The organism is Neorhizobium lilium, assembly GCF_004053875.1.
GTDB classification, from domain to species: domain Bacteria; phylum Pseudomonadota; class Alphaproteobacteria; order Rhizobiales; family Rhizobiaceae; genus Neorhizobium; species Neorhizobium lilii.
This window is the reverse complement of the sequence record NZ_SBIP01000004.1, coordinates 21529-45516: the sequence shown is the minus strand read 5'-3', so window position 1 is coordinate 45516 and position 23988 is coordinate 21529. Positions and strand designations below refer to the sequence as shown.

Sequence of the window (23988 nt, the reverse complement as noted above, 5' to 3'; positions counted from 1 at the left end):
TTCTGAGGTGACACTGTTCAAGGGGTCTCCACATGTCTGAAATTAATCGTATTTCAGTTGATCCGGCAATCTGTTCCGGACGCCCTACCATTCGCGGCCTGCGAGTGAGAGTTAAGGACATTCTGGAGCTCTTGGCATCCGGCGCAACACCACACGAAATCCTGGAAGATTACCCGCTGCTTGAACCCGGTGACATTACCGGAGCGTTGGAGTTTGCCGCGCGACAGAGCGATCACTTGATACTGCGCGTCGCCTGATGCCCTTTTTCGTTGACGCGCAACTGCCGCCTGCGCTGGCGAGGTGGCTCGTCCAGATGGGTCACGAGGCAAAGCACGTCATGGACCTTGGTTTAGCCTCAGCTTCGGACCGAGAGATATGGGATAAGGCAAAGTCAGCGGGCTATGTTATCATCACCAAGGACGAAGATTTTGCACAGCGGCAGACCCTGTCGCCGTCGGGGCCTCAAGTGATTTGGATACGCCTCCCCAATTCACGTCGCCGCGAATTGCTTATCTGGTTCGACAAGGCGCTACCTCATATCCTGATGGCGCTCGCATCTGACGAACGGCTTGTAGAGGTAATCTGACTGCGACCAGCCTCCCTTTAATGTCTCACAGCCAACAGCCAGCCTACATGGGCCGGCTTAGCCCCTTGTACGCCTCGTCCAACTGCTTCATGCGTTCGCTATAGGCGTTGCGAATGCACTCGGCGTCTGCGTTGCACGCCTGCCGCTTCTTGAGCCATGAGCTCTGCTCTTCTTGCAGGGTACCGCGACTGCCCATGGGAAGCAGGCCCGTCAGGATATCGAAGGTGGTGACCATCTTCACATCGGCGTCGTTGAGCGAGCGGGTGTCGCAGATCTTTTTCTCGTCTGCGGCCAGTTCGGCGCGTTCGCAGTCGAAGCTCGCGGCCGCTGCCGGATGAATAGCGGCGCCGAGCCCGGTGCCGAATAGAAATCCGGCAAGGCCGATCCTGTGGATGAAGTCTCGCATATTGTGCTCCTGATGCGCTTTGCCTCGGTTCGCTCAAGACATTCTTGAGCCTCAAGCGAGGAAGATGAGGCAGACAAGCCATATGGCAAGGATGGCGGTCTTCTTCTCGTCGATGATTTCAAAGAAGCCGCTCGGTCCAGTTTCGGCCACCTTTCTTTTCCAGCTTGCCACGCTAAGACTTCACCTACGAAATTTAAACGAGGAATCAGATGTCCAGCCTGTTCAAGCGTATGTCGCTCGCCGTCATTCTTCTGGCGGCAATGGTGCCTGGGGGTGCCGGTGCCCAGGAGCAGAAGACACTGCCGCAGAGCCGCACGGAAATGCAGCTGTCTTTTGCGCCGCTCGTCAAGCAGACGGCAGGCGCGGTGGTAAATGTTTATGCGGAACGGGTGATCCAGCGTCCCGGCCTTGCGACGGGAGATCCCTTCCTCGACCAGTTCTTCGGCCAGCGCATGCCGAACCGCTCGGAGAAGCAGTCTTCGCTTGGCTCCGGTGTCATTCTCTCGGACGACGGCCTGGTCGTCACCAATAATCACGTCATCGAGGGCGCCGACGACATCAAGATTGCTCTGGCCGATGGACGCGAGTTTCCATGCGATCTGGTGCTGAAGGATGAAAGCGTCGATCTCGCCGTGCTGCGCATCAAGGCGAAAGAACATTTTCCCGTTCTTGCAATCGCCAATTCGGACGCGGTCGAAGTCGGCGATCTGGTTCTTGCGATCGGCAATCCCTTCGGCGTCGGCCAGACGGTGACAAGCGGCATCGTTTCGGCACTTGCCCGCAACCAGATCACCTCCGGCGACTTCGGCTTCTTCATCCAGACCGACGCGTCGATCAATCCCGGCAATTCCGGCGGCGCGTTGATGAACATGAATGGCGAGCTGATCGGCATCAACACGGCAATCTTCTCCCGTGGCGGCGGTTCGAACGGCATCGGTTTCGCCATCCCTGCCAATCTCGTCAAGGTATTCCTTGCCACCGCCGCACAGGGCAAGAAGAGCTTCGAGCGGCCCTATGTCGGCGCCACTTTCGATGCGGTCACTTCGGATGTCGCGGAAGCCCTCGGCCTCAAGGCCGCGCGTGGGGCGCTGGTGACGCGCGTGGCAGAAGGTGGCCCGGCCGACAAGGCGGGTTTGAAGCCGGGTGAGGTGGTGACGGCTGTCGATGGCATTTCCGTTGAGCACCCGGACGCGCTGGGCTACCGCCTGACGACCGCCGGCCTCGGCAAGCAAACGCGGCTGTCTGTACAGACGGCAGACGGGCTGCGGGATGTAACCCTGGTGCTCAACACTGCACCGGAAAGCACGCCGCGCGAGGAGCGTCTTCTTGAAGGCCGGAACCCATTTGCGGGCTTGCGCGTCGCCAACCTTTCGCCAAAGCTTGCCACGGAACTTCACATGCCGACGGACAAGCTCGGTGTGGTCGTAATCGATGTCTCGAAGGGTTCGCCGGCGGCGCGCCTTGGCTTTGAGCCCAAGGACATCATTGTTTCGCTGAATGGCGATGCCGTAAACACCACCAAGATCATGGAGAAGATGCTTGGCGACGATCCGGGCTTCTGGCGCGTCGAAATTGAACGCAACGGCCAGCGCATCCGGCAATTCTTCCGATGAGCGATCTTTTCGCCCCGAAGGTTCCGGAGGAGGTCGCCAATAGGCGGCCTCTTGCCGATCGTCTGCGGCCGACCTCCCTCGGTGAGGTAACGGGGCAGCCGCATCTGACGGGCGAGGATGGGGTGCTGCGGCGGATGATTGCTTCCGGTTCGCTGGGGTCGATGATCTTCTGGGGGCCGCCCGGCACGGGCAAGACGACCGTGGCTAGGCTTCTTTCGGGTGAGGCGGGCTTGGCCTTCGAGCAGATTTCAGCGATCTTCTCCGGCGTCGCTGACCTCAAGAAGGTGTTCGAGGGAGCGCGTTTACGGCGCATGGATGGTCGTCAGACGCTTCTTTTCGTGGATGAGATTCACCGCTTCAACCGTGCCCAGCAGGATAGCTTCCTGCCCGTGATGGAAGACGGCACTGTTATACTCGTCGGTGCGACGACGGAAAATCCGAGTTTCGAGCTCAACGCAGCGCTTCTGTCTCGCGCGCGGGTTTTGACCTTTCGGCCCCATGACGAGGACAGTCTGGCGGAGCTTCTGCAGCGGGCCGAGGCAACGGAGGCCAAGCCGCTGCCGCTTGATTCTGAGGCCCGTGCCAGCCTTCTGCGCATGGCGGATGGCGACGGACGCGCGGTGCTGACCCTAGCCGAAGAAGTGTGGCGCGCGGCACGGCTAGGTGAAGTGTTCGATACTGCCGCACTGGCGCAGATCGTTCAGCGGCGTGCGCCCGTTTACGACAAGGCGCAGGAGGGGCATTACAACCTGATTTCCGCCCTGCATAAATCTGTCCGGGGTTCCGACCCGGATGCGGCGCTTTACTATCTGGCACGCATGCTCGATGCCGGAGAGGATCCTCTCTATCTCGGACGGCGGCTGGTGCGTATGGCGGTGGAAGACATCGGTCTTGCCGATCCGCAAGCGCTGGTCATCTGCAATGCCGCCAAGGACGCCTATGACTATCTCGGCTCTCCGGAAGGGGAGCTGGCTCTGGCGCAGGCCTGCGTCTATCTCGCCACGGCGCCCAAATCCAATGCCGTCTACACTGCCTATAAAGCAGCCATGCGGGCGGCGAAGGAGAATGGGTCTCTCCTGCCTCCGAAGCAGATCCTCAACGCTCCGACCAAGTTGATGAAGACGGAGGGGTATGGGGACGGCTACCGCTACGATCACGATGAGCCGGATGCCTTTTCAGGGCAGAATTACTTTCCGGAAAAGATGGGCCGTCAGGTCTTCTACGATCCGCCGGAGCGCGGTTTCGAGCGGGACATCAAAAAGCGGCTAGAGTGGTGGGCAAGGCTTCGCAAGGAACGCGGTGGCGGTTGAACGCGGTCACACGTTACGACGCCTGCTTGTGCTGAGGAGAGACGCCCGGCGCAGCGATCATCTTGACGGATGAATCCGCAAGACCGTGATGCCCTTCCATATCGACGATCAGGTGCCAATGGCCGTTTTCCGGAATGGTCAGCCGGATAGGCGATTTGCGGGCAACGCCGCCGACATATTTGAAATCAAGAAGCTCTGTGAAGCGCTGGAAATTGGCAGCCGTCATCAGCCGCACATTGTTAACCGCGCTCAGCGTCACTTCGATGATCGCACCGGCGCGCTGAGCCTTCAGATCGTAATGTGTAAAACGGAAGTTCGGCCCGGCCATTTCCACCTCGTCACGCCAGCCAACAGGATTCCTGGACTCTAATGCCGCTGAGTTAAAGAAAGGTGGAACCTAATGCACTTGCTGGGGGTTATTCTTTCGAATGCTGTACCTGACGAAACCGGGAACGTAGCTATTAAGATAAATCTGGCGGTGTTCGTCCCCTGCCATCGCCGCAAAACAAAAATTTGACCTCCAACACCTCGAAATCCCGCTGGATCCCCACAGCGGGATTTTCTTTATCCGACCTGTGCCATCGACTCCAAACTGGATTTTATGAAGCTGGATGAAGTCAGGAGTCTACTTGCATTTATGGGATCACTTTCGCTGTCCCTTGAATCGGATTGTGAACCGTAGCCGGTAGTACAACCAAAATGCCGCTGCGAGGCTCCGCAGCAGCATTCAGATCACATGCAGATTTCCCGCTTCGATGGCGGATACGGCGCGATCTTTGTGTAATGTTCAGATTAATGCTGACTGACGGGCAGCAACTCTGTCCGGCGCAATTCGTCCACGGCTGCGACCGCTTCTTCCATTGACCAGCCGGCCTTCACCGCAGCGGCGATCATCTTCACCTCCGCTTCCTCCTCAAGGGCAAGGAACAGTGGCTCCAAAGCCTCCTTGACCGTCAGGATATGCTCCCTTGGCGAGGGTACGGAGTGTTGTGCGGCGGACATTGTCATGGACGCGGTGCTCCTCTCTGTCACGTGAACGAATCTATTAAAACGACCGCGACCGCGAAAAGGTTCCGTATCGAGGGATTTTAATGTCTCGTCGGATCTCGATAATGCACGAAATGAAAAAGGGCCGCACGGGGGCGGCCCTCCTCAAATGCTTGCAAGTGGCGTTACGCCTGGCGAAGTGGCTGAGGCAGCATGGCTGTGGGGAAGTCCTGGTAGGACACCGGACGCAAGAAGCGGTAGATGGCAAGCGTACCGACCGAGGTCGTGCGCCCGTCAGACGTCGCGGGGTAGGGGCCTCCATGAACCATGGCCGGCGAAACTTCGACACCGGTACCGAAACCGTCGACCAGGAGGCGGCCTGCCAACATTTCAAGCTTCAGCCGCAAGCGCGCAGCGTCTTCCATGTCCGATTCATCCACATGAAGCGCGATCGTCAACTGACCTTCGAGCCCATCGAGTACACTTTCAAGCTCTGCGACGTCGCGGCACTTCACCACCAGACCGGCAGCGCCGAACACTTCGTCCTGCAGTTCGTGATGAGCCTGGAAAGCTGAGGCGCTGGCCTGGAACAAGGAGGCCACGCCGTCGAATTCGCCGCCCGTCTTGCCCTTCGCTACGAGCGTGACTTCCGGATGCTTCTCAAGCCGGGCGACACCCTCGCAATAGGCCTTGCTGATGGAGCCGGTAAGCATGGTCTGCGCCGGCATGTCAGGTAGCAATTGCCCCGCCTTGGCAATGAAAGTATCCAGATCTTCGCCTTCGACTGCGATCAGAAGCCCGGGATTGGTGCAGAACTGGCCGGCGCCGAGCACGAGCGAGTTGACGAAGCCGGTTGCGATCTGCTCAGCGCGGTTCTTGAGAGCGCCTGGGAACAGGATGACCGGGTTGATGCTGCTCATTTCGGCATAAACCGGGATCGGCTGCTTGCGCTCGGAGGCGATCTTCATCAACGCCGTGCCGCCGCGGCGCGAGCCGGTGAAACCGACTGCACGGATGCGAGGATCGGCAACCAGAGCCTGGCCCACTTCAAAGCCCGTGTCGAACAGCATGGCGAAGACGCCGGCCGGCAGCCCGCACTTCTCAACTGCGCGCTGAACGGCCTGGCCAACAAGTTCGGACGTGCCGGGATGTGCCGAATGCGCCTTGACGACGACAGGGCATCCCGCTGCAAGCGCGGATGCGGTGTCGCCACCGGCGACCGAAAAGGCGAGCGGGAAGTTGGAGGCTCCAAAAACGGCGACGGGGCCAACGGCTATATTGCGCAGTCTGAGGTCCGGCTTCGGCGCCGGCTTGCGTTCCGGATTGGCCGGATCGAAGCGCAGTTCCTGAAAGCGGCCGTCGAGGACCTCCTTGGCGAACAGCCGAAGCTGGCCGGCAGTGCGCCCACGCTCGCCTTCGAGACGGCCACGTGGCAGACCGGTCTCGGCCATGGCGCGCACGACCAGTTCGTCTCCCAGCGCTTCTATTTCCTGGGCAATTGCCTCAAGAAAGGCAGCGCGATCTTCCAGCGAGGTTTCGCGGTAGATGTCGAATGCCTGCCAGGCAAGCTTCGTTGCCGCTTCCACATCGGCTTTCGTTGCTCCGCCGAACGATCCTTCCAGAGGCTTGCCGGTCGACGCTTCAACGGCGGAGAACTCTCCGTTCGATCCGCGCGTCCCTTTGCCCCCGATCAGGAGGTTGCCGCTAATGGTCATTGGATGTCCCTTTCGATCATGGCTGGTGCCATCAATATGGTGATCTGACGCCGGGAGTTCTACCGGCGCAGATGCGCTGTGGGAAGCGCTGGAGGCTAAAAAGTATGATTTTATATTAGGAGCTGTAGAACGTGATTATTGAAGGCGGTCGTCCATCCAACGGTAGAAATGCTCGGCGCGCTCCTGGCGCAGGCGCTCGATACCTTGGTCGATAAACCGCCTTTTTGCGTTCTCGAGACTGGTCGCAAATGAACTCGTATCGATACCGTCCGCTTCCAGCATCACACGAATGAGCGGGTCAGTTACGGCTTCCGTCAAAGTAAGATCTTCCATCGTTGCGATCTCCTGAGTGCTGCTTTCACCTAAACCACCAATGCGACCGGAATGTCTCAAACCAGCTGACTCACGAATTTGTGCACGATCTGCCCACGCCAGCTTTCACGCAACAGTGAGCGGCCTGGATCTACGGTGCTTGCGCTATGGCCGCGCAGTTAATGGACTGTTTATAGATTCGTGAAAATGAATAGAGACCGGTGCAGGATTGGCTGCGCGTTCGAGGGGTCTGGGTAGGCCGAGCGAACCGTCCTGCGGGTTAAGCCGGATGTATCGCCTGCGCATCTGCCGTCTAGCAGGCTTTGTATGGAGTATGACATGACCTTCAAGCCCCTCGTTCTGGCTGCTTCCGCAGCTCTTTTCCTCAGCCCCGCTTTGTCTGCGCCTCTCTGGGCTGCCGACGTGACCTCCAACTATGCAGAACCGCCGGCCTATAACGAGCCGGCCGCCGGTCCGACAGACTGGACCGGCGCCTATGCCGGTGTCCACGGCGGACTAACCTCGCCAAAGCTCAATCCGTTCGATGGCGGCAAGGGCATGAATCTTGGCGTTCATGGCGGCTATAATGCCGACGTGGGCGGCGCTGTGGTCGGCGGTGAACTGGATTATTCCTATCTCGGCGATGCCGATGTGAAGGTAAACGGCGGTAAGCTCAACGAGCGCCACCGCATCGCGGCAAAGGCGAAAGCGGGCGTGCCGCTCGATCAGACGCTGATCTACGGCACCGGCGGTCTTGCCATGACAAACTACCGCGACCATGGCGGCGTTTCGGGTCCCGATGGCTGGAAGCCCGGCCTTCTGCTTGGCGCTGGCATCGAACAGAAGCTGACCAGCAACATCTCGGCTCGCGTTGAATACGACTACGTCATGACGAGCGGTGTCCGCAGCTTCACGGCTGGCACTGAAAGCAAGCGTGACGTTCACGATCATTCAATCACCGCTGGTATCGACTACAAATTTTAGCATCGACCGCTTCGGCAATTCGTCAACAGCGCCGCGTGTCCCTTTAGGATGCGCGGCGCTGTTGCATTGTGCAGGTCTTGTCGATGTCAGGCAGGTTTTGCAGATACCGCTCTTGGGACCACAATCCGACATTCAGGATTTGGAGCGGGTTTGAGGGGAAATCGTCCAGTTCCAGGAGCGAGCCTGAAGGTGGATCTTATATCCATCAAGGTTCTGCGACGCGGAAATGGGCGATTTCCATCATCTCCCTTCGGGACACGGCGAATTTCGCCTCTGGCCCTTCGGGCGTTCGCCTGACAAACCACACCGTCGGAAAGTCCTTGTGGAGGGAAGGCTCCACTGCAGCCTTCCCTCCTGTTCAAAAACAAAATCCGCTCGCGCCGCACCCGAAACCTGACTATCGATTGATCCTAGGACGCAGGAGCAAAGGGGAGTTTGTTCAGTGGCTGCTTACTGACTGACGCTGCCGACGGCGGTCGCACGTCCGTCCTGAAGCTTAACCCAGCGCGCCGGATCATCTGTCGCCTGCCGCTTCAGATAGGTGTATTCGGTGTCGGTCCAGATCAGGACCTTGTTGCGCATGTTATCGAGCACGAAATCGCCGCGGTCGGTACGGACTGTCAGGACGGCATGGCCTTCGCCATTTGGCTGCAGTACGACGGTGATGAGCAGGTCGGAAGGCGAGAACCCCTTCTGCATCAACATCTTGCGCTTGAGAAGAACGAAATCTTCACAATCGCCGACCGTGCGTGGATAGGCCCAACGCTCTTCGACCCCATAGATTTCCTGGTCGGTCATGGGTGTAATCGAGGTATTGACGGTGTAGTTCACGTCGAGCAGCGTGCGCCACTTGTCCTCCGTCAAATCCAGGGGACCGGCATCCTTGTAGGTGGCGGCGCATTCGCTGACATAGGTCTTGCAGAATTCATAATGACCGATCGGCGGGTTCGCCTTGCCGATAACCTGCATTGCTCCGGCAGGCATGCCGAAGGAGGGTGCGGCAAAGCCAAATGCGATGGCTGCAGTAACGATGGCGAGGCCCAGTCCCTGGAGGTGTTTCATTTTTTTGTCTCCCCGTTGTGAGGAAGACATTGCCACAGAGATTTTGAGCGACCGAAAAATAACGTAGTAAAATCAAATGCTTATTATAATCAAACTTAGCTAAAATGCCTCTGACGCCGTTGTACAAAGCATTAACCAGATTGGCCACGCCGTCAGCGCCGAAAACTTGAGCTCAAGACTGAGCCCTCTTCCCGTATCCTATTCAAAACCTTTGATTTTTATCGTCGGGGTATATTTGTGCCCTTCGGTAATCGCCGGGTTTGCCGAGGCCTTGCCGGAAGTGCCGACAGGCAGGTCAAGTTCGGTATCAGCGCGACGAACCAAGCTTTTCCTCTGGGGCCGGATAAAAATAATTCTCGAAAAGAGACAGTTATTTCCGGATGCCCTAAAACGAAAAACCTGCTCGCAAGGAGCAGGCTCGGGTGGCGACGGAAGAGTGAAGGGCTGGCTGGCTAAAGGAACTCGGTCAAAGCTTCGCGAGACTGAACCGCGTTGAATTCGATTGCGATACCTTCAAGGAAATGGCGTACGACGCGTCCGCGCATATTGCCGAGCCGGATGGGCGTCCCGATCGATGGGCGAAACTCAATATCCAAAGCCGCCCCCGAAAGCGAGAGGTCGACGATGCGGCAGGGATAAGAGCTTCCGTCTTCAAGTGCGAGCTGGGATATAGTGTTGCGAGGCGTCAATCGGTCATGACGCCGGTCTTCCGGCAGGCCAAGTTCGTGTTTGTTGGCGATCCAGGTGAGTTGAGCTGCGAGCTTCTCACGCTTACGGTCCGTGGCATTGATCGACATGGTGAAGCCGCTATCGGTGAGAGCGATAGCGGACCCTTCCAGGCGCCCGATATGGTCGAAATAGGCAACGACGCGCTCGTTGATGCGCGGGCGTCCCATGCAGGAAATGTTTACGTCGCCCGGGGACATTTCAGATGCCGTGCAAGGGTACTCCTCGTGATCGGCAAGCATAAGGCGACCTCCGATATTCACCGCTACCCGCTGGAATGAGCGTGGCGGCGACGCAGCTTGCGGCGATGTCCGGGCAGGCTGGAAAGAGTACATGAGAGCATCTCTCGGCTAGGTTGTCTGGAACATAAGGCGCGTGGGTTAATATAAGGTTCCAAGTGCCATCGACTCCAGGCCTGCAGTTTTCAGAAGGCCCTCCCGGTGCCGAAGCTCCTCAGACCGAGCAGCCCTCGCATTGCCGGGCCATCACGTTGTGCGTCCGTGTCTTCCGGAGTCTGCTTCGCACCGTCCTTTTCGAGAAAGGTCCACTTCTGCAAAGCAAGGCCGTTGATGGGAGGCGAGGCGACTGACAGAGCCTGAGCCTGTGGCACCAGCGCTCCGAGTACACGATCGCTTGCTTCAGGGCCGGGCCTCAACGGTAGCAGCAGCATTTCGTAAGGCCGCGAACCGTTCATGCCTTCCGCAAGAACATCGAGCAGGGCTGGTCGCTCATACTGGATCGCGCTGCGGCAGATCTCTAACGGCTGCGCGTTCCTGCTGTCGGACCAGATCGCCTTGAAAGCAAGCCCCTTCAACTCTGTACCGAAAAGATCGCAGATCCGCGTGCCGGCGAGCCGAAAAGTTGGATCGTCCGAACCTTCCGTGATGACGATGAACAGGTGTGGCAGGACGCGGCGCAGGAGCATAGGATCGATCTGAGTGCGAAGCGGAGCAGCCTGATCGCCGCACAGCTGCACCCAGTGGTCGAAAATTTCCCTGGTTGCCTGGGTCCGCATACGCCGCTGTGCTCCATTTCGATACAGTTCGCGCCGGAAGGGCGACCCGAGACCATCCCGTAGCGAATTTCGTGCCATAGAGGCGGCATGGTGGTTAACAGTTCGTTCCTGTCGCAATGGTGACCGAAGCATCGGTGCTGGATGCGCGTACTCGCTATTATTCGGCTCATCGCTGGGCTAAGGCTTGCTCACATCATAGGAAAGCAAGACCATGGATGACAGACCGGACTTCTCCGGACAAGACGCGGCGCTTCAGGCCGATCCGCAGGCGCCCCAGCCGATCTTCAACATGCCGCGAAGCCTTGTCTTTACCCTGGTCCTGCTTTTTGTGATCTACGGGCTTTGGGCCTATCTGCTGGACGACGAGGGACAGTCCTACGTCCTCATCCATTTCGGCTTTACACCGCTACGGTATGTCTATCCGCTGACGGAACAGGATCTGGCATGGCTCTGGACACCGGTCACCTACTCGCTGCTGCATGGCAGCCTCGAGCATATCGGCTTCAACGCGCTCTGGCTTGCCGCTTTCGGTGCGCCGGTGATCCGCCGCATCGGAACCATCCGCTATATCCTCTTCTGGATATTGTCCTCCGCGGCCTCAGCCTTCTTTCATGCCGGCCTGCACTGGGGGCAGGAGACCATCCTCGTCGGCGCATCTGGCGTCGTGTCGGCGCTGATGGGTGCGGCCTGCCGCTTCGCTTTCCCCCGCAACCGCGGCTATGATCGCATCGGCGGGCATCTCTATCCACGGCAATCCATCATTGGCGCCTTCCGCAACAGAACGGTGGTCATCTTCACCTTGATGTGGCTGTTCGGGAATGTCCTCATCGCGCTCGGACTTCCGCTGATCGGAGCGGACGTAGGAGAAGTCGCCTGGGACGCGCATATCGGAGGTTTTCTTTTCGGCTTCCTTCTGTTCGCGTTTTTCGACCCGGTTTCCAGCCGGCCTTCGCCCGATACGCCAGCTTGATATCTTCTTGAACTCGTTCTAAATTTACCCGGCAGGAGAACTGCAAGCTGCCGATGAGGGAGACATCGGGCGGCAAGGTGGTTGTGGAGGAGAGAGCCATGTCGACAACCGTAAAGACCATGCTTGATGCCAAAGGACGTGACGTCGTGACAGTCAGCCCCGATAGAAACCTTCTGGAAGTCGCGCAGATACTGAACGACCGAAGGATCGGTGCCGTTGTCGTGACCGGCATGGAAGACCGGGTCGCCGGCATTTTTACCGAACGGGATCTCGTGCGCGCCATTGCGACTGAAGGAACGGCGGTACTTGCTCAGCCGGTCAGATTGGCCATGACCACGAGCGTGCAGCGTTGCCGGGAAGAGCATACCGTGGACGAACTGATGGGCATGATGAGCGCTGGACGTTTCCGCCACGTGCCGGTCGAAAAAGACGGGAAGCTTGGCGGCATCATCTCTATCGGAGACGTCGTCAAATCCCGAATCCGCGAGGTCGAGACAGAGGCCGAGCAGATGAAGGCCTATATCGCAAGCTAAGCCCGAACGGGTTAGCCCCGCAGCGGATTTTTGCAGCTCAAACTGCAAAAACCTCCTGCATTCGCTTAAGCGCCGAAATCTGGGCCATGGTCTCGTCATAGCCGCGCTGGATGGCTTCGCCGGCGCGGTGGAATTCTGAAAGCCCGATATCGCTAAGGCGCGGATGGAGCGCCAGATCCGGCGGATCGCCGGCCAGTCGCGCCCGGGAAATGCGTTCCTGGATAATGTTGAACGCCTGCACCATGGTGCCGGTGACGCTGACCCTGCGGTCGGCTCGGTTGCGGCCGCTTTCGAGCGGCTGGACACTGGCGCTGTGCTTGACGACGGCCGACCGGCCGAAAATCTCGTAATTCAGATTGACCGCGACCACGAGCGGCTGCTCATAAGCACGGCAGACGGATGTCGGCACGGGGTTGACGAGCGCCCCATCCACCAGAACCCTGTTGTTGCAGATCACCGGTTCAAAGATGCCCGGCAGGGCGTAGGACGCGCGTAGGGCTGTGATGAGGGAACCGCTAGAAATCCAGACCTCGTGGCCCGTGTGGAGTTCGGTCGCCACCGAAACCATCGGTCGCCCCAGATCTTCGATGGAAAGCCCTTCAAGATGTTCCTGCATGCGCTTCGTCAGCCGCATGCCTCCAAAGAGACCGCCGCCGCCGATGGTGAGATCCAGAAGTCCCGCGATCCGCCGCATGGTGAGAGAGCGGGCAAATTGCTCCAGTTCGTCGAGTTTGCCGGCCAGATAACAGCCGCCGACCAGGGCGCCGATTGAGGTGCCGGCGATCATTCCGACCTCTATGCCCGATTCGTCCAGCGCCCGAAGCACACCAATATGGGCCCAGCCGCGGGCCGCGCCGCCTCCCAATGCGAGAGCCAGCTTGGCCTTCGGCGGCGGTGCAATGACGACGGGCAGGGAGGGCTCGATGGCTTGTAAACCGCCGACATCTGCCGGAGCATTCTGCCGATCGTTGCGGTTCCGACTCCAGTTCAGCATCGACGAACATCCTCCATACCAACCGTCGTCGCAAAACCCATTAAGCGCAGAACGTGGTTTCAAAACCGTTTATCGGGGAAAGGCGTCCGAAAAGAGTACAGAGGCTTATTTGGTTTCCCCGTCGTGATAGACAGCCTCTGGATCAAAATGACGCTCATCGTCGGCGATGACAAGCACAGCTTCATCATCTTCTACCTGAACCGTTCTGTAGAAACAGGATCGGCGCCCCGTATGGCAGGCAGCGTCATGGCCGCTGACGGAAACCTTCAGCCAGACAACATCCTGATCGCAGTCGGTTCTCACCTCATGAACCGTTTGAAGGTTGCCGGAGGTCTCGCCCTTCTTCCAGAGCTTTGCCCGTGACCGGCTGTAATAATGAGCGATGCCGGTCTCAAGCGTCAGCCGAAGTGCTTCGGCATTCATGTGTGCGACCATCAGCAATTCGCCGTCCCGGATGTCGGTGACGACGGCCGTCACCAGACCTGCCGCATCGAAGCGAGGCGAAAAGGCGCCAGCGCCCTCAAGCTCGACCTTGTGCGATGAGGGAGCCGGGAAATGAATGGCCATGTCGATCTCTTGGCGTCAGCGGCCGCGGGTCAGCGTAATGAAACGGGCCTGTTCGGCGGCATTGCTCTTAAATTCGCCGGTAAATGTGGTGGTGAGCGTGCTCGATCCTTGCTTCTGCACGCCGCGCATTTCCATGCACATATGCTCGGCCTCGATCATCACGGCCACGCCGCGGGGTTTCAGCGTTTCCTGAATGGCGCCCGCGATCTGAGCCGTCATATTTTCCTGCGTCTGCAGGCGGCGGCCGAAAATCTCGACTACGCGGGCGATCTTGGAAAGGCCGAGAACCGGCCCGTTCGGCAGGTACGCCACGGTGGCCTTGCCCTTGATCGGCAACATATGGTGTTCGCAGTGTGAAAAGAAAGAAATGTCGCGCACGAGGACGATGTCGTCGAACCCGGACATTTCTTCGAAGGTCCGCCCAAGAACTTCCTCTGGCGACAGGTCATAACCGGCAAAGAGTTCCCGATAGGATGCCGCCACGCGCTTTGGCGTATCGAGCAGACCTTCGCGGGTCGGGTCGTCACCGGCCCAGCGCAGCAGAACCTTTACGGCTTCTTCGGCTTCCTGTTGGCTAGGACGGGCGTCCTTGTCTTTCGAAGCCGGAAAATTCTTCACAATGGCATCCATCTAACGTCTCCTGACGCGGTTCAAGGCCGCATCCGACTGGCTCTTCATCCCACCTGGCAAGGACTTAAACTCTGCCGGTCCCTGTCATGTGCCGTTATCTGCTCCGCAGCGCCTGCATTTACAAGATATCCTATTCTCAATTGGAGAGGATTTCGTAAAAACAGCCATTCTTGATGATTGCGCGTCAACATCACATATATGTTGAGTAAACCCATTCCGGTAGGCCGCAGCGATGGACGATGTGTTCATCGGAGACGGTTTAGCCGAAGCGAGCCTTTCATGGACGATATCTACAATAGCAAGATCCTAAAGTTTGCAGGCAATATCGCGCGCAGCGGCGTTTTGCCGGATGCGGATGCGAGTTCGGAGAAACATTCAAAGCTCTGTGGCTCCAAAGTACGCGTCTATCTGAAAATGGATCAGGGTAGAGTGGTGGATTTTTCTCATGAGGTGCGCGCTTGTGCTCTGGGACAGGCGTCATCCTCGATCATGGCGCAGCATGTGGTGGGCGCAACACCTGAGGAAATCCGCCAGGCCAGGGTCGATACGTTGGCTATGCTCAAAGAGGGCGGTGAGGGACCTACGGGTCGTTTCGAAGATATGCGCTACCTGAAGCCGGTCAAGGACTACAAGGCGCGCCATCCTTCGACTATGCTGACCTTCGATGCCGTAGTGGATGCGATCGACCAGATCGAAGCCAAAACGGCGCAGCCGGTCACGGCTTGAACCCATGTGCCAAGCCCCCGAACATGGGCAGCATGGACAGGACGGACGTGGGCGCCGCTCACGCAACTGGCCCGGGCCTTATCCCTGGACACCTGGCAGGCTGCTAGGCGTCGCTCTCATCCGCTTCTACCAGCTGACCTTGTCCGGCTTTGTCGGTAATGGCTGCCGCCACATTCCTACCTGTTCCGAATATGGCTATGAAGCGATCGCTCGCCATGGACTCTGGTCTGGAGGCTGGATGACGCTGTTTCGGGTTGCCCGCTGCGGACCGGGTGGCAGCATGGGGCATGACCCCGTGCCTGTTTCTCTTAGCGCTTACCAGCGCTGGTGGTTACCTTGGCGTTATTGGCGCCACTGACTTTGCGGCAGCTTTACTAGAACTGCGAAACGGCCTATCACGCCGACCGTTCCTGGCCGGCGAATCCGGCCTTTTTACCCCCACCCGCATTCGTTGGCGGGACTGGACAGGAGAAAGACATGTCGCAATCCGTTTCCCTTACATTTCCCGATGGCTCCATCCGTGCATTCGAGCCCGGTACGACCGGTCTTGCCGTTGCGGAATCCATTTCCAAGTCGCTGGCGAAGAAGGCTGTTGCCATCGCGCTCGATGGCGAACTTCGCGATCTTTCGGATCCTGTCATCGACGGGAAGATCGAGATCGTCACCCGTACCGATCCGCGTGCGCTGGAACTCATCCGCCACGATGCGGCGCACGTGATGGCTGAAGCCGTGCAGGAACTATGGCCCGGCACCCAGGTGACCATCGGCCCGGTGATCGAAAACGGATTCTACTACGATTTCAAGCGAGTCCATCCAGATAGCCGCGAGGACTGGCCCTTCACGCCTGACGATTTGCCAAAGATCGAAAAGAAGATGAAGGAGATCATTCAGAAGAACGCGGCCTTCACGAAGGAAATCTGGTCGCGCGAAAAGGCGCGTGATGTGTTTGCCGACAAGGGCGAGGCCTACAAGGTTGAGCTTGTGGATACGATTCCGGAAGGGCAAGATCTGAAGATCTATCGTCAGGGGGACTGGTTCGACCTCTGCCGCGGCCCGCACATGGCCTCCACCGGTCAGATTGGCACGGCGTTCAAGCTGATGAAGGTTGCTGGCGCCTACTGGCGTGGCGATTCGACCAAGCCCATGCTGACACGCATCTACGGCACTGCCTGGGCGACCCAGGAAGAGCTTGACCAGTATCTGCATGTGCTGGCGGAAGCGGAGAAGCGCGACCACCGCAAGCTCGGCCGCGAAATGGATCTGTTCCACTTTCAGGAAGAAGGTCCAGGCGTTGTCTTCTGGCACGGCAAGGGCTGGCGGATGTTCCAGACTTTGACATCCTATATGCGTCGCCGGCTTTCAGGCACCTATGAGGAGGTCAACGCGCCCCAGGTTCTGGATGCGTCGCTATGGGAAACTTCCGGTCACTGGGGCTGGTATCAGGAGAACATGTTTGCGGTGAAATCGGCCTATGCCTTCACCCATCCCGATGACAAGGAAGCGGATAACCGCGTATTTGCACTGAAGCCCATGAACTGCCCAGGCCACGTGCAGATCTTCAAGCATGGGTTGAAGTCTTACCGCGAACTCCCTATCCGGTTGGCGGAATTCGGCCTTGTGCATCGTTACGAAGCCTCGGGTGCCTTGCATGGCCTGATGCGCGTGCGCGGCTTCACGCAGGACGATGCGCATGTCTTCTGCACCGACGAGCAGATGGCGGCCGAGTGCCTTCGGATCAACGACCTGATCCTGTCCGTGTACGAAGACTTCGGCTTCCATGAAGTCGTGGTCAAGCTCTCCACGCGCCCCGACAAGCGGGTTGGTTCGGATGCCCTTTGGGACCGGGCGGAAAGCGTGATGATGCAGGTGCTCAACACCATCGAGGAACAATCCGGGGGGCGGATCAAGACCGGGATTCTTCCAGGCGAGGGGGCATTTTACGGACCTAAGTTCGAATACACTCTGAAGGACGCAATCGGCCGTGAATGGCAGTGCGGGACCACCCAGGTAGATTTCAACCTGCCCGAGCGTTTCGGTGCCTTTTACATCGATCAGGCCTCGGAAAAGCGCCAGCCGGTGATGATCCACCGCGCCATATGTGGTTCCATGGAGCGGTTCCTCGGGATCCTGATCGAAAACTTCGCCGGCCATATGCCGCTGTGGTTCGCACCGATGCAGGTGGTTGTCGCAACCATCACATCGGATGCAGACGACTATGGCCGTGAGGTTGCGGAGCTTCTGCGCGATGCTGGCATGGTTGTTGAAACCGACTTCCGCAACGAGAAGATCAACTACAAGGTCCGTGAGCATTCCGTGACGAAGGTGCCTGTCATCATCGTTTGCGGGAAGAAGGAGGCCGAGGAGCGTTCGGTCAATATCCGCCGCCTCGGCTCGCAGGCCCAGACGTCCATGCCGCTCGAAGAGGCACTTGCAACGCTGTCCGAGGAAGCAACGCCTCCGGACGTCAAGCGGCGCCTGTCCCGCAGGCGGGCAGCGTAAAGCAGCTTGACAACGCCTGTGAGCACAGGCGTTGTCAGAAATCTGTAACACGACTGTAATATGCCTTTTCCTCTGTCATGGGCGGGATTCCGCGGAGACTGACTTGCGGTTCAAGGAACTTTCCTACTCCAACGAAAAGGACCGGCGCCTGAAGCGCTGGTTCATCCGCTCGATCGAAGGCCTGTCCGGCCGGGACCGCTATGCCAGGCTATACGACATCTGGCGTACGGATATTGTCGGTAAGACAGATCGTGTGTTCGGCAAGATGCTGGACCTGATCGATGTGGAACTCGACACCGAAGGCGAATGGCCCCCCGCCATTGCAAGCGACCGACCGCTGGTCATCGTCGCGAACCATCCCTTCGGCATTGGTGACGGGATTGCTGTCCTTGCACTGGCAGAACAGCTTGGCAGGCCCTTTCGGGTGCTCATCCATAACGAGCTATTGAAGGTGCCGGAAATGGCAGCCTATTCGCTGCCTGTATCGTTCGAGGAAACCAAGGAAGCAGTCTCCATCAACATGCAGACCCGGCACGAAGCCATGAGGCTGCTGAAAGACGGCACGACGATCATCATCTTCCCGGCCGGAGGCGTGGCAACGGCCAAGAAGGGCTTCGGGCGTGCTGAGGACCTTCCCTGGAAGATCTTTCCCGCCAAGCTCATCCAGGCGGCGCGGGCGGATGTGGTTCCCATCTATTTTCATGGCCAGAACGGTCGGCTCTTCCATATCGCGAGCCGGATCTCCATAACGCTGCGCCTGTCGCTTCTGATCCGTGAGTTCAAGCGACTTTCGGGCAGCACCATTACGGCGCGGGTCGGCCGTGTGATGGGCTGGGAGGAGATGGCAGGCATTTCGGATCGCAAGGATCTGCTGACGACACTTTACGATGCGGTCTTCGCCATGCGAACAGTGCCAAACCCACCGAAGCGGGCGCGACTGCTGCAGAAAGTGGGTTGAACGGCTAATCCTGAGGCTCGGCGGCGTCCTCGTTTGTTGCCGTCGGACGTGCGTTCCGCATCAGAACCTCCACGTCCGAGTTGCGACCGGCCTTTACGTTGAATTCCCGCTGGTAAATCTTGTCCTTATTACGCGCGATGGCAAGATAATCGCCTTCGGCAAGCACCATGGAGGGAAAAGCGCTTACGCTTTCGCTGACCACGTCACCTGCAGCTGTCAGCACTGACCAGGCCGTATCGGCAATGGCCTCTCCGCCGGCCTGGGAAACCAGCTTCAGCGTCACCTGGGCCGCCTTGTGCTGCAGCACTGCCTGCGTGAGCTTTCCCGCTTCTACTTGGATGTCGGCGCGAACCACGGCATTGACTTCGCCATATTCCGAAACGATGTGATAGGTGCCGGCGGCGAGGCGGACAACCGTGTTTGGCTTGACGTCGGACATGACGAGGGCGCGGTCGCCATTTTCCCGAACTTCGGAAGAATAAACGGAAAAGCTCAGTTGCGCGGGCGGAATGCGCTGCTCAGCCCCTGCAACCGCGTTCAATACAAATCCCCCGGCATCCAGAATCAGCGTTTGCTTTGCGACCTGGCCATCCATCGGAACCGTGATCTTCTTGGTGACACCGGCGCGGCCGAAGGCGACATTGACGAAGTAGTCACCCGGCGCCAACTGGAACGCGGCGGAGCCGCCGTTCGAGCTTGCAACGAGGGGAAGCTTGCCGTCCTGACCTGCCAGGGGGCTGAAAACGCGCCAAGCCAGTCCATCTTGCATGATATCGCCGTCAGGCGTCAGCTTCGCCTCGAGCCGGATATCCTTCGCCGCGACGCCAGATAATCCCGGCGCTGCCGAAAAGGCGTTGAGCTTCGGCATTTTCGCTGTGCTGTCCAACTGGTGGAAATTCCGGAACGCGTCGTCCTGCGCTTCTGCGCCCATGGCTGCGCCCAGCAGGGCCAAGCCGGCGAGAATGCAGCGGGATGTGAAGCGAATGCCTGACATAGAGGTGGCCGGTTGACTCTCGTTTTACGAACAGCCACTTGAAGACCAATGCCTGGGCAATTTCAAGGCCTCACGCCGACTGCAGATCCGATTGAGAGCATTAGACATGCAAAACGACGTCAAACTCACCGACTACCTCCGCGACAGACATTCTACTCCGGTTGCCCAGATCAAGGAGCCCGGGCCTTCTCAGGAAGAGCTGGAATCTATTTTGGCCTCGTCGGCACGGGTTCCCGATCATGGTAAACTCGCGCCCTGGCGGTTCATTGTCTATCGCGGTGCAGTGCGCGAGAGCCTCGGTCTGGAGTTTCTCAAGATCGCTCTGCAGGACAATCCGGATCTGGCCGACCCCGCTCAGGAGGCGGAACGGGCCAGGTTCACCCGCGCGCCCTTAGTCGTCGCTGTGGTCAGCACGGCTGCCCCACATGCAAAGATCCCGGAATGGGAGCAGGTTTTGTCCGCCGGTGCCGTCTGCCTCAACATGCTGATGGCCGCGAACGCTCAAGGCTATGTCGCCAACTGGCGGAGCGAATGGATCGCCTATGACGGCCGGGCTCTCACTATTCTTGGTGTGCGCGAAGGCGAGAAGGTGGCCGGTTTCATACACATCGGCTCCACGGACTTTCCCACACCTGACCGGCCACGCCCGCAACTTTCCGACATCGTCACCTATGCCGGAGACGGGCAAGCCTGATGTTCTACCGGACGGATACGAACGCGCATGGTCTAAGCCACGATCCGTTCAAGGCGATCGTGGCACCGCGCCCGATCGGCTGGATCGGCACAAAGGGGAGGGATGGCTCCTACAATCTGTCGCCCTATTCCTTCTTCAACATCGTTTCCGACAGGCCGAAGCTCGTCATGTTTTCCTCATCCGGCCGCAAGCATAGCCTGAGAAATGCCGAGGAGACCGGCATGTTTACGGCCAGCCTTGCCAGCCGCCATCTGGCGCAGCAGATGAATGCGTCGTCGGCTCCAGTAGATTACGGGACCAATGAATTCGAGCTGGCTGGGCTCACGGCACGCCTCGGTGAAATTGTCGATGCACCCTATGTTGCCGAAGCGTTTACAGTCCTGGAGTGCCGACTGACGGAGGTCATCCAGCCGAGAGGGCTGGATGGGAACGGTGCCGACGCCTTCATGGTGTTCGGGCAGGTGGTCGGGATCCATATCTCCGAGGCGGTCATCCGTGACGGGCGGATCGACATGGGGCTTGCGCGTCCCTTGGCCCGGATGGGTTACCGCGATTACACGGACGGCGGCTCGGATGTTTTCGAGATCACCCGCCCTACAGGCACCTGAGGCTTCAGAGACCACCCAGGCAATGGAGATGCCTGCGGCACACGACGTGATTAAGAAACGTGGTGAACCAATCTTAAACGTTTTGCCCATAACGTAAATCCAGCCGGAGTTAAGAGTCTCCGGCAGGGTATCCGGGGCGCGTTGTGATCGTACAGGCATTTCTTCGTTGGGCGGAGACGGCAAAGGCGGGTGACCGATCCAAGGCCGCGACTGCGCTGGCTCAGGCCTATTTGCGCCTGCCTTCTGGCAGCGAAGAGCAGCGATCGGCGTTGCTTGCCATGACCTATCTGCTTGACGATCCGTCCCCACGCGTAAGACTCGCTCTTGCCAAGGGTCTTGCGGATTCGCCCCACGCCCCGCGCGCAGTTGTCGCAGCCTTAGCCGAAGATCAGCCGGAAATCGCCTGCACCGTGATTGCGCGTTCGCCCGCCCTGAACGAGGCTGACCTTGTCGATCTGGCGGGCCGGGGCGATGGCCTTACCCGCGGCATGATCTCCTCGCGTCCCGATCTGCCGCGTGGTGCGTCCGCTGCCATTGCAGAAATCGGCGACGAGGCAGAAAACATCCTGCTTCTGGAAAATCCAACCGCTCAGATTACCCGCGTCTCGCTTCGGCGGATCACAGAGCGGCTGGGCGCCTTGGCTTCGATACGCAACCTCTTGCTTGATCGGGAAGACCTGCCGGCAGACGCTCGCCAATTGCTGGTCGAGCATGTCAGCATTGCGCTGGCAAGTTCGTTTCTGGTTCGGACGGCCTTGTCACAGAAGCGCATCGACTGGATGACCCGAGAGGCGGAGGAGGCCGCGACCGTTGCGATTGCAGGAATAGTACCGCCCGAAGAGATCTTGTCGTTGGCAGAACACTTGCGGGCGAGCGGGCGGCTTACACCTGCCTTCCTCATCCAGGCGCTTTGCGCCGGAAAAGTAGACTTCTTCGTGGGCGCTGTCGTGGTGCTGTCCGGATTGACCGAGCAGCGGGTGCGACCGATCCTCGCGACGGGCCGCAGACATGCCGTGCGGGCATTGTTCGAGGCGTGTGGATTAAGCCGTGCGCTTGCACTTGTTTTTGTAGAAGCGGTGCTGCTTTGGCGTCAAGCTGCGGCAGGGCATCAGACAGGGAGTATTTCCAGCCAGTTGATCGACAGGCTTTCGCATGTACCCGCAGGGGATTCGCCTGTGTCGGAAATGCTTGGCATGATCGAAAAGATGCAGCGGTCAGAAATTCGAGCAAGCGCCCGGGCCTATGCCAGCAACGCGTCGCTGGCTGCCTGATCTCAGGGTTGGAACCTCTTCGCCACCCAGGAATAACCATCTTCGACAAGACGCACCGGCTTGTTCACCAAGGTCCGAACGCCTTCCGTGGTCGGTAGCACATTACGGACTCTCTCGATCGCCCGCGCGGCAAGCGACTGCTTTTCCTCCTCTGAGACATCTGTTGCTGGTTGGGTTATTCCTTGCGGGGTCGAGGGCGTCGATTGAGCCGCCTCCTGTGTTTTCGGCTTGGCCTGGGGGAGCGGAATGGTGGCGGGCAGTTTCGCCACATCAGGGTTTTGGCAGACGGCAATGATCATGGGGTAGGGCTGGTTGGCAAAGGTTGGCAACTGCTCTTCGGACACAGAGTCGCACAATGCCACGGTCGGCCAGCGCTGATTGACGGTTGCTATGTAATGGCAGTCGGTCCCGCTATCGTTGCAGCCAAGGATCGTCATCACGATCAGCGCAGAATTCATACTCGCTCCCCTAAGGCCATAGTACGTCAGTTCAGGCGATGGCCTGTAATTCCAGCGCGGCCCAGACTCCGATATTCTCTGCCATTTGGACGGAATGAAGACCGATCAGGGGGAAGAAGCTTTCTTGACCACAGGTGCTTCGGGCGACAGGCCCGATCCATCGCCGGGAAGAACCGGAGGAGCGACCTCGATGGTCTCGGCCATCTTGACCTCGCGGATCCATTCGCGCCAGATCGAAACCATGAGTGCCATCAGCACGGGCCCGATAAACAGGCCGAGAAAGCCCATGGTCTTCACGCCGCCGATAAGTCCGAAGAATGTGGGCAGGAATGGGAGCTTGATCGGTCCTCCGACAAGACGTGGGCGTATCGTCTTATCGACAATGAAGAGTTCGACCGTTCCCCATGCCAGAAGGCCGAAACCCGCCACATATTTGCCGTTGGCGACGAGGTAGGCGGATACCAGCGTGAACGAAAGAGGTGCTCCGCCAGGGATAAGTGCCATGACGCCGGTAATGACGCCGAGAGTCACCGGAGAGGGGACGCCGGCAATCCAATAGGCGATACCCAGCACGATCCCCTCGCCGATGGCTATGAGCGTCATGCCTGTAACCGTTGAGCTGATCGTGGCCGGAACTATGCGCGAAATCCGTTCCCAACGGGTGGGCAGAATACGTTCGCCCAGCAGATCGAGCTGCTTGGTGAAGGATGCGCCGTCACGATAGACGAAGAACAGCGCGATCAGCATGAAAAGCATAGTGAGGATGATGTGGAAGGCACCGTCACCGGCCGCCACGAGGGCACGGTAGATGTTGCCGATATTGGCACCGCTGACGATCTGGATCAACTCGCCGATCGAGCCAGGCGATCCGATGTGGTTGGTCCACTGAAGCGCAAGCCATTCGCCTCCGAAGGGCAAACCGGCAATCCACACCGGCGGTGGAGCGCCAAAACGATTGACCTCTGCCGCCCATACGATCCACTGGCGGACTTCGCCGATCGTATAGGCGATGGCGATGCCAATCGGAACGATAAGGAAGGCGAGGATGAAGAGGATGGCAAGCGTGGCGCCGATGGTCGTGCTTCCCCCGACCTGCCTCACCAGTTTTCTGTACAGGGGCCAGCTTGCAAAGCCGATGACCAGAGCGGCAAGCACCGGAACAAGAAAGCCATGAAAGAAGTAAATGCCCGCCGCGACAATAAGAACGAGAAGCCAGCGAGCTGCTGAAATCGGAGGGATGAGCGCAACGCGAGTAGACATCACCGGACCCAGCCAGCGCGGTGGCTCCTTTGGTCCCTTACGATCGATGCTGCTCATTCGGTCTCCTGCCGCTCCCGTTTTTCAACCGGGATATGGTATATCAGGTGCAA

Annotated in this window: 28 protein-coding genes; 14 read left to right on the top strand and 14 right to left on the bottom strand. The window is 58.8% G+C overall.

The window, feature by feature from the left end:
- Nucleotides 1-32 precede the first annotated feature (32 nt).
- Both EPK99_RS17100 and EPK99_RS17095 read left to right on the top strand, forming a co-directional pair.
- On the top strand, nt 33-257 hold the full coding sequence (locus EPK99_RS17100; RefSeq protein WP_128444309.1) for a DUF433 domain-containing protein: 225 nt from the start codon (nt 33-35) through the stop codon (nt 255-257).
- Nucleotides 257-586: a DUF5615 family PIN-like protein gene (locus EPK99_RS17095; protein WP_128444308.1), complete on the top strand. Its 330-nt coding sequence runs from the start codon at nt 257-259 to the stop codon at nt 584-586. Before EPK99_RS17100 ends, EPK99_RS17095 begins: the two co-directional genes overlap by 1 nt.
- A 43-nt stretch (nt 587-629) precedes the next feature.
- Here the strand turns inward: EPK99_RS17095 and EPK99_RS17090 are convergent, their stop codons facing one another.
- Entirely contained in the window at nt 630-992 is a 363-nt protein-coding gene (locus tag EPK99_RS17090; RefSeq protein ID WP_128444307.1) for a lysozyme inhibitor LprI family protein, read from the bottom strand.
- A 209-nt stretch (nt 993-1201) separates the two neighbouring features.
- On the opposite strand from EPK99_RS17090, the gene EPK99_RS17085 reads away from it, so the two are divergent.
- Nucleotides 1202-2605 carry a DegQ family serine endoprotease gene (locus tag EPK99_RS17085; RefSeq protein ID WP_128444306.1) on the top strand — a complete coding sequence of 468 codons (1404 nt, stop codon included), beginning with the start codon at nt 1202-1204 and terminating at the stop codon, nt 2603-2605.
- Nucleotides 2602-3915: a replication-associated recombination protein A gene (locus EPK99_RS17080; protein ID WP_128444305.1), complete on the top strand. Its 1314-nt coding sequence runs from the start codon at nt 2602-2604 to the stop codon at nt 3913-3915. Before EPK99_RS17085 ends, EPK99_RS17080 begins: the two co-directional genes overlap by 4 nt.
- 13 nt (nt 3916-3928) lie before the next feature.
- Here EPK99_RS17080 and EPK99_RS17075 read toward each other — a convergent pair whose 3' ends face one another.
- From EPK99_RS17075 to EPK99_RS17060, 4 genes are all read right to left on the bottom strand, one after another.
- Nucleotides 3929-4243, bottom strand: a complete 315-nt coding sequence (locus EPK99_RS17075) for a DUF1883 domain-containing protein (protein WP_128444304.1) — start codon at nt 4241-4243, stop codon at nt 3929-3931.
- 464 nt (nt 4244-4707) lie between these two features.
- Complete coding sequence (locus tag EPK99_RS17070; protein ID WP_128444303.1) at nt 4708-4923, bottom strand: hypothetical protein; 216 nt, start codon at nt 4921-4923, stop codon at nt 4708-4710.
- Nucleotides 4924-5087: 164 nt separating this feature from the next.
- On the bottom strand, nt 5088-6617 hold the full coding sequence (locus EPK99_RS17065) for an aldehyde dehydrogenase (NADP(+)) (protein WP_128444302.1): 1530 nt from the start codon (nt 6615-6617) through the stop codon (nt 5088-5090).
- A 135-nt stretch (nt 6618-6752) separates the two neighbouring features.
- Nucleotides 6753-6950: a hypothetical protein gene (locus EPK99_RS17060; RefSeq protein WP_128444301.1), complete on the bottom strand. Its 198-nt coding sequence runs from the start codon at nt 6948-6950 to the stop codon at nt 6753-6755.
- 318 nt (nt 6951-7268) lie between these two features.
- Between EPK99_RS17060 and EPK99_RS17055 the strand changes: the two genes are divergently transcribed.
- Nucleotides 7269-7913, top strand: coding sequence for an outer membrane protein (locus EPK99_RS17055; protein WP_128444300.1), 645 nt, complete (start codon nt 7269-7271; stop codon nt 7911-7913).
- 450 nt (nt 7914-8363) lie between these two features.
- Here EPK99_RS17055 and EPK99_RS17050 read toward each other — a convergent pair whose 3' ends face one another.
- The 3 genes from EPK99_RS17050 to EPK99_RS17040 all read right to left on the bottom strand — a co-directional run bounded on the left by EPK99_RS17050 (nt 8364) and on the right by EPK99_RS17040 (nt 10716).
- On the bottom strand, nt 8364-8975 hold the full coding sequence (locus tag EPK99_RS17050) for a transglutaminase-like cysteine peptidase (protein ID WP_128444299.1): 612 nt from the start codon (nt 8973-8975) through the stop codon (nt 8364-8366).
- A 452-nt stretch (nt 8976-9427) separates the two neighbouring features.
- Nucleotides 9428-10036: a PilZ domain-containing protein gene (locus EPK99_RS17045; RefSeq protein ID WP_128444298.1), complete on the bottom strand. Its 609-nt coding sequence runs from the start codon at nt 10034-10036 to the stop codon at nt 9428-9430.
- Nucleotides 10037-10125: 89 nt separating this feature from the next.
- Nucleotides 10126-10716: a PAS domain-containing protein gene (locus tag EPK99_RS17040; RefSeq protein ID WP_164901807.1), complete on the bottom strand. Its 591-nt coding sequence runs from the start codon at nt 10714-10716 to the stop codon at nt 10126-10128.
- 211 nt (nt 10717-10927) lie between these two features.
- On the opposite strand from EPK99_RS17040, the gene EPK99_RS17035 reads away from it, so the two are divergent.
- Together EPK99_RS17035 and EPK99_RS17030 are read left to right on the top strand one after the other, a co-directional pair.
- Nucleotides 10928-11686, top strand: a complete 759-nt coding sequence (locus EPK99_RS17035) for a rhomboid family intramembrane serine protease (protein WP_128444296.1) — start codon at nt 10928-10930, stop codon at nt 11684-11686.
- Nucleotides 11687-11784: 98 nt separating this feature from the next.
- Complete coding sequence (locus tag EPK99_RS17030) at nt 11785-12219, top strand: CBS domain-containing protein (RefSeq protein ID WP_128444295.1); 435 nt, start codon at nt 11785-11787, stop codon at nt 12217-12219.
- Nucleotides 12220-12256: 37 nt separating this feature from the next.
- On the opposite strand, the gene EPK99_RS17025 is transcribed toward EPK99_RS17030, so the two are convergent.
- The 3 genes from EPK99_RS17025 to folE form a co-directional block, all read right to left on the bottom strand.
- A complete protein-coding gene (locus EPK99_RS17025) occupies nt 12257-13213 on the bottom strand; it encodes a patatin-like phospholipase family protein (protein WP_128444294.1) in 957 nt (318 codons plus the stop codon).
- 105 nt (nt 13214-13318) lie between these two features.
- Nucleotides 13319-13780 carry a phosphoribosyl-AMP cyclohydrolase gene (gene hisI / locus EPK99_RS17020; RefSeq protein ID WP_128444293.1) on the bottom strand — a complete coding sequence of 154 codons (462 nt, stop codon included), beginning with the start codon at nt 13778-13780 and terminating at the stop codon, nt 13319-13321.
- A 15-nt stretch (nt 13781-13795) separates the two neighbouring features.
- The gene (gene folE, locus EPK99_RS17015) at nt 13796-14410 is read right to left on the bottom strand and encodes a GTP cyclohydrolase I FolE (protein WP_128444292.1); all 615 of its coding nucleotides are present in this window, start codon (nt 14408-14410) and stop codon (nt 13796-13798) included.
- Nucleotides 14411-14689: 279 nt separating this feature from the next.
- Here folE and EPK99_RS17010 point away from each other — a divergent pair, with 279 nt between their 5' ends.
- From EPK99_RS17010 to EPK99_RS16995, 4 genes are all read left to right on the top strand, one after another.
- Nucleotides 14690-15136, top strand: coding sequence for an iron-sulfur cluster assembly scaffold protein (locus tag EPK99_RS17010; protein ID WP_128444291.1), 447 nt, complete (start codon nt 14690-14692; stop codon nt 15134-15136).
- A 4-nt stretch (nt 15137-15140) separates the two neighbouring features.
- A complete protein-coding gene (yidD, locus tag EPK99_RS17005) occupies nt 15141-15494 on the top strand; it encodes a membrane protein insertion efficiency factor YidD (RefSeq protein ID WP_128444290.1) in 354 nt (117 codons plus the stop codon).
- Between the two features lie 119 nt (nt 15495-15613).
- Nucleotides 15614-17635 (top strand): threonine--tRNA ligase, encoded by a 2022-nt coding sequence (gene thrS / locus EPK99_RS17000; RefSeq protein ID WP_128444289.1) that lies wholly within the window; start codon nt 15614-15616, stop codon nt 17633-17635.
- Between the two features lie 103 nt (nt 17636-17738).
- The gene (locus EPK99_RS16995; protein ID WP_128444288.1) at nt 17739-18593 is read left to right on the top strand and encodes a lysophospholipid acyltransferase family protein; all 855 of its coding nucleotides are present in this window, start codon (nt 17739-17741) and stop codon (nt 18591-18593) included.
- Between the two features lie 4 nt (nt 18594-18597).
- Here the strand turns inward: EPK99_RS16995 and EPK99_RS16990 are convergent, their stop codons facing one another.
- On the bottom strand, nt 18598-19587 hold the full coding sequence (locus tag EPK99_RS16990) for a hypothetical protein (protein WP_128444287.1): 990 nt from the start codon (nt 19585-19587) through the stop codon (nt 18598-18600).
- Between the two features lie 106 nt (nt 19588-19693).
- Here EPK99_RS16990 and EPK99_RS16985 point away from each other — a divergent pair, with 106 nt between their 5' ends.
- The 3 genes from EPK99_RS16985 (at nt 19694) to EPK99_RS16975 (ending at nt 22160) form a co-directional block, all read left to right on the top strand.
- The gene (locus EPK99_RS16985) at nt 19694-20281 is read left to right on the top strand and encodes a nitroreductase family protein (RefSeq protein ID WP_128444286.1); all 588 of its coding nucleotides are present in this window, start codon (nt 19694-19696) and stop codon (nt 20279-20281) included.
- Nucleotides 20281-20889, top strand: coding sequence for a flavin reductase family protein (locus EPK99_RS16980; RefSeq protein ID WP_128444285.1), 609 nt, complete (start codon nt 20281-20283; stop codon nt 20887-20889). Before EPK99_RS16985 ends, EPK99_RS16980 begins: the two co-directional genes overlap by 1 nt.
- Before the next feature lie 143 nt (nt 20890-21032).
- A complete protein-coding gene (locus tag EPK99_RS16975; protein WP_128444284.1) occupies nt 21033-22160 on the top strand; it encodes a DUF2336 domain-containing protein in 1128 nt (375 codons plus the stop codon).
- Nucleotides 22161-22162: 2 nt separating this feature from the next.
- On the opposite strand, the gene EPK99_RS16970 is transcribed toward EPK99_RS16975, so the two are convergent.
- On the bottom strand, nt 22163-22618 hold the full coding sequence (locus EPK99_RS16970) for a hypothetical protein (RefSeq protein WP_128444283.1): 456 nt from the start codon (nt 22616-22618) through the stop codon (nt 22163-22165).
- Nucleotides 22619-22723: 105 nt separating this feature from the next.
- The gene (locus EPK99_RS16965) at nt 22724-23935 is read right to left on the bottom strand and encodes an AI-2E family transporter (protein ID WP_128444282.1); all 1212 of its coding nucleotides are present in this window, start codon (nt 23933-23935) and stop codon (nt 22724-22726) included.
- Between the last annotated feature and the right edge of the window lie 53 nt (nt 23936-23988).

Coding starts and splice junctions, on each gene's coding strand:
- EPK99_RS17010 (WP_128444291.1), top strand. CDS start 14,690: ATGGACGATATCTACAATAGCAAGATCCTAAAGTTTGCAGGCAATATC.
- EPK99_RS16985 (WP_128444286.1), top strand. CDS start 19,694: ATGCAAAACGACGTCAAACTCACCGACTACCTCCGCGACAGACATTCT.
- EPK99_RS17045 (WP_128444298.1), bottom strand. CDS start 10,036: ATGTACTCTTTCCAGCCTGCCCGGACATCGCCGCAAGCTGCGTCGCCG.
- EPK99_RS17035 (WP_128444296.1), top strand. CDS start 10,928: ATGGATGACAGACCGGACTTCTCCGGACAAGACGCGGCGCTTCAGGCC.
- hisI (WP_128444293.1), bottom strand. CDS start 13,780: ATGGCCATTCATTTCCCGGCTCCCTCATCGCACAAGGTCGAGCTTGAG.
- EPK99_RS17100 (WP_128444309.1), top strand. CDS start 33: ATGTCTGAAATTAATCGTATTTCAGTTGATCCGGCAATCTGTTCCGGA.
- EPK99_RS17060 (WP_128444301.1), bottom strand. CDS start 6,950: ATGGAAGATCTTACTTTGACGGAAGCCGTAACTGACCCGCTCATTCGT.
- EPK99_RS17070 (WP_128444303.1), bottom strand. CDS start 4,923: ATGACAATGTCCGCCGCACAACACTCCGTACCCTCGCCAAGGGAGCAT.
- EPK99_RS17085 (WP_128444306.1), top strand. CDS start 1,202: ATGTCCAGCCTGTTCAAGCGTATGTCGCTCGCCGTCATTCTTCTGGCG.
- EPK99_RS17025 (WP_128444294.1), bottom strand. CDS start 13,213: ATGCTGAACTGGAGTCGGAACCGCAACGATCGGCAGAATGCTCCGGCA.
- EPK99_RS17030 (WP_128444295.1), top strand. CDS start 11,785: ATGTCGACAACCGTAAAGACCATGCTTGATGCCAAAGGACGTGACGTC.
- EPK99_RS17040 (WP_164901807.1), bottom strand. CDS start 10,716: ATGCGGACCCAGGCAACCAGGGAAATTTTCGACCACTGGGTGCAGCTG.
- EPK99_RS17075 (WP_128444304.1), bottom strand. CDS start 4,243: ATGGCCGGGCCGAACTTCCGTTTTACACATTACGATCTGAAGGCTCAG.
- EPK99_RS16990 (WP_128444287.1), bottom strand. CDS start 19,587: ATGTCAGGCATTCGCTTCACATCCCGCTGCATTCTCGCCGGCTTGGCC.
- EPK99_RS17090 (WP_128444307.1), bottom strand. CDS start 992: ATGCGAGACTTCATCCACAGGATCGGCCTTGCCGGATTTCTATTCGGC.
- EPK99_RS16970 (WP_128444283.1), bottom strand. CDS start 22,618: ATGAATTCTGCGCTGATCGTGATGACGATCCTTGGCTGCAACGATAGC.
- folE (WP_128444292.1), bottom strand. CDS start 14,410: ATGGATGCCATTGTGAAGAATTTTCCGGCTTCGAAAGACAAGGACGCC.
- yidD (WP_128444290.1), top strand. CDS start 15,141: ATGTGCCAAGCCCCCGAACATGGGCAGCATGGACAGGACGGACGTGGG.
- EPK99_RS17080 (WP_128444305.1), top strand. CDS start 2,602: ATGAGCGATCTTTTCGCCCCGAAGGTTCCGGAGGAGGTCGCCAATAGG.
- EPK99_RS17055 (WP_128444300.1), top strand. CDS start 7,269: ATGACCTTCAAGCCCCTCGTTCTGGCTGCTTCCGCAGCTCTTTTCCTC.
- EPK99_RS17065 (WP_128444302.1), bottom strand. CDS start 6,617: ATGACCATTAGCGGCAACCTCCTGATCGGGGGCAAAGGGACGCGCGGA.
- EPK99_RS17095 (WP_128444308.1), top strand. CDS start 257: ATGCCCTTTTTCGTTGACGCGCAACTGCCGCCTGCGCTGGCGAGGTGG.
- thrS (WP_128444289.1), top strand. CDS start 15,614: ATGTCGCAATCCGTTTCCCTTACATTTCCCGATGGCTCCATCCGTGCA.
- EPK99_RS17050 (WP_128444299.1), bottom strand. CDS start 8,975: ATGAAACACCTCCAGGGACTGGGCCTCGCCATCGTTACTGCAGCCATC.
- EPK99_RS16965 (WP_128444282.1), bottom strand. CDS start 23,935: ATGAGCAGCATCGATCGTAAGGGACCAAAGGAGCCACCGCGCTGGCTG.
- EPK99_RS16980 (WP_128444285.1), top strand. CDS start 20,281: ATGTTCTACCGGACGGATACGAACGCGCATGGTCTAAGCCACGATCCG.